The organism is uncultured Flavobacterium sp. (assembly GCF_963925415.1).
Lineage (GTDB): Bacteria > Bacteroidota > Bacteroidia > Flavobacteriales > Flavobacteriaceae > Flavobacterium.
Genome location: NZ_CAWUTS010000049.1, coordinates 1 through 2,908, shown reverse-complemented (window position 1 = coordinate 2,908; position 2,908 = coordinate 1). Strand labels below are relative to the sequence as shown.

The following is a 2,908-nucleotide window of genomic DNA, read 5'->3' as shown; positions in this document are numbered from 1 at the left end:
TTATCTAATTCTTCAAGCATATATAAAAAACCTTGACCTTTATAAATATCTAAATTTATTGCCCCTGGTATTTTTCCAGCTTCAAACTCATCATCAGTTCGAACATCAATAACGGATGCATTTTCATCTGCTAAAAAATTAATCCACCACTTTTTTTTATCTAAATCCATATCAACTTTTTTTTTCAAAGTTACGTCCAAAAATAGAATTTTAAAACTTTAACAAAAGATTATCTAAAGATTAGTGGATATAGTCTCTTTAATACATACATTTGTATATACAAATAAAGTAGTCGTATTTTGAAAATTGAAGAAATCATAAAATCTAATTTTACTTTAGACATTCAAAAGAAAACATTATTAAATATAATGTATTCGCAAAATGTTTTAGTTGAAAAGTTTAATGAAATTTTAAAACCATTTGAATTATCAACAGAACAATTTAATGTTTTGCGCATTTTACGGGGTCAGAAAGGAAATGCGGTAAACATGGGTATGATTCAAGAACGAATGATTGCAAAAACAAGTAATACAACCCGATTGGTTGATAAGTTATTAAATAAAAAATTAGTTAGCCGAAAAACATGTCTTCAAAATCGTCGAAAAATAGAAGTTTTAATAACTTCAAAAGGTTTAGAATTATTATTAGAATTAGAACCTTTAGTTATTGCCAATGAAAAACAATTTACACAAAATTTAACAGAATCAGAATTACATATTTTAAACGAATTGTTAGAAAAATTTAGATCTTTATAAACCTATGAGTACATTTTTAGAAAACCAATTATGGCGTTATGCAACAAAGAAGTTTGATGCAACAAAAAAAATTTCAACCGAAGACTTAGGAGTACTAAAAGAAGCCGTTCAATTGAGCACTTCTTCATACGGCCTTCAACCTTACAAAGTGTTAATCATTGAAAACCCAGAGATTAGAGCTCAGTTAAAACCTTTTTCGTGGGGACAATCTCAAATTGTAGATGCTTCGCACCTGTTTGTTTTTGTAAATGTTGTGGATTTGCAAGAAAATCACATTACTGATTATTTAACACATTTTGCACTTACAAGAGGATTAAAAATTGACGATTTAAAAGGATATGCCGATATGATGAATACGAATATTGTAAATGGCTTATCGGTTGAACAAAAAACAATTTGGACTGCAAAACAAACATATTTAGCCTTAGGCAATCTTATAAATGCAGCTGCCGAATTAAAAATTGACGTAACACCTATGGAAGGCTTTGATGCTGAAAAATATAATGAAATTTTAGGTTTAAACGCATTAGGTTTAAATGCAGTATTAGTTGCGCCTATAGGCTACAGACATGAAGAAGATAATACACAACATTATCCAAAAGTAAGAAAACCAATAGATAAATTATTTATAACTATATAATCCAAAAACCCTAATAATAAAAAAATGAAAAATTTAAAATCAATCGCATTATCACTAGTTACCTTAGTAACCGTTTCAACAACTGCTCAAACAACTTCAAAAATAGACCTTACTAAAAGCACCATCAATTGGGTTGGAAAAAAAGTAACTGGGAAACATGAAGGTACTATAAATTTAAAAGACGGAGCTTTAATACTTGAAGAAAAAAAATTAGTTGGTGGAAACTTTACAGTAGACATGACTTCAATAGCAGTTACTGATTTAGAAGGCGGTATGAAAGGCAAATTAGAAGGTCATTTAAAAGCCGAAGATTTTTTTGGTACTGACAAATACGAAACTTCAAAGTTAGTTTTTAAAAAGATAGCTGCTAAAGAAAATGGAACCTATACTGTTTATGCGGCATTAACAATAAAAGACAAAACTAATGAAGTTGTTTTTGACCTTAGTATTAAAGACAAAACTGCAACTGCAGTTGTAATTATTGACCGAACAAAATACGGAATTGAATATGGATCAGGAAGTATTTTTGATGGTTTAGGAGACAAAGCTATTAGTGATGATTTTACTTTAAATGTTGTGCTTTTTTTTAAATAAATTTAAAACTAATTCTTAAAAAAAAAGGCTATTTATGTACCCATAAATAGCCTTTTTTTTATTTAATTTGAAAAAACAAGTTTAACTATTTTATTTTTTCCTGCTGCAAATGCGGTTGTACTATCTAAAAAACGAAGGGTATACAAATCATTGTCACTGTTTAACTTCATCCAATAATTTCCAAAATCATTTGAAAGCTGAATCCCAGAGGATCCTACAGAAACGAGTGATTTTCCCTTGCTGTTAGGAATAAATTGAACACAAGACGCGTAGCCAAAACCAAGTCCATTTGAAACCAATTTCCAGGTTTTTCCACCATCAAAAGTAATGGCTTTATTAAAGGTATTATTATTTGGTTTTTCATAATTTCCCCCCGAAACAAAACCGATAGTGTCGTTGTAAAAATCTGCCGTAAAAATTCCTGTCATCGCTTCACCTTGAATTAGTGGTGTATTATAAACTTGCCAACTAAGTCCAAAATCGCCACTCACAAAAACTCTTGATTTAATGCCACCAGAAACCATGAAAATTTTTGAATTAGTATAAATTAAATTAGAATTACTTGCAGCAAAAGCAGCTTCACCTAGCTCAACTTTTGGTAAATTATCACATGTTAATTTTATCCATTTATTTCCTCCATCTGTAGTTTTAATAACAGACAAACAATCACTCGTAGGGTCACCCATTGCCATTCCGTTTAACTCATCTTTAAAATGCATGCTGTCATAAAATACCTTTTCATTTAGTTCAGTATAAACAATTTGTTGCCTGTTGTCTTTCTTTGAAATTTTATAAATATGTGCTGGACTTGCAACGGGTAATAAAAAAATATATTCGTTTGTTTGAGCAATACTTCGCAATTCATTTACAACAGTATCCGATGAAATAGTATATTTAGTAATTTCATTTGTTTTTAAAT

5 protein-coding genes are annotated in these 2,908 nt (G+C 29.5%); 3 read left to right on the top strand and 2 right to left on the bottom strand.

Annotated features, from left to right (window positions below; all coding sequences use genetic code 11):
* The coding region (locus tag AABM47_RS04140) for a rhodanese-like domain-containing protein (RefSeq protein WP_338409665.1) at positions 1–170 on the bottom strand (170 nt) is incomplete at its 3' end.
* A gap of 129 nt (positions 171–299) precedes the next feature.
* Between AABM47_RS04140 and AABM47_RS04135 the strand changes: the two genes are divergently transcribed.
* Genes AABM47_RS04135 through AABM47_RS04125 form a run of 3 tightly spaced genes read left to right on the top strand, consistent with a single transcriptional unit; the run spans position 300 to position 1,989 of the window.
* Positions 300–755, top strand: a complete 456-nt coding sequence (locus AABM47_RS04135; RefSeq protein WP_338409664.1) for a MarR family transcriptional regulator — start codon at positions 300–302, stop codon at positions 753–755.
* A gap of 4 nt (positions 756–759) precedes the next feature.
* On the top strand, positions 760–1,395 hold the full coding sequence (locus AABM47_RS04130) for an NAD(P)H-dependent oxidoreductase (protein WP_338409663.1): 636 nt from the start codon (positions 760–762) through the stop codon (positions 1,393–1,395).
* Positions 1,396–1,419: 24 nt separating this feature from the next.
* Positions 1,420–1,989: a YceI family protein gene (locus AABM47_RS04125; protein WP_338409662.1), complete on the top strand. Its 570-nt coding sequence runs from the start codon at positions 1,420–1,422 to the stop codon at positions 1,987–1,989.
* 62 nt (positions 1,990–2,051) lie between these two features.
* Here the strand turns inward: AABM47_RS04125 and AABM47_RS04120 are convergent.
* Positions 2,052–2,908 (bottom strand): sialidase family protein (locus AABM47_RS04120; protein ID WP_338409661.1); only part of this gene is annotated, 857 nt, incomplete at its 5' end.

What these genes read in the sequence shown, in the direction of transcription:
- AABM47_RS04130 (WP_338409663.1), top strand. Translation starts at nt 760, where the DNA reads ATGAGTACATTTTTAGAAAACCAATTATGGCGTTATGCAACAAAGAAG.
- AABM47_RS04125 (WP_338409662.1), top strand. Translation starts at nt 1,420, where the DNA reads ATGAAAAATTTAAAATCAATCGCATTATCACTAGTTACCTTAGTAACC.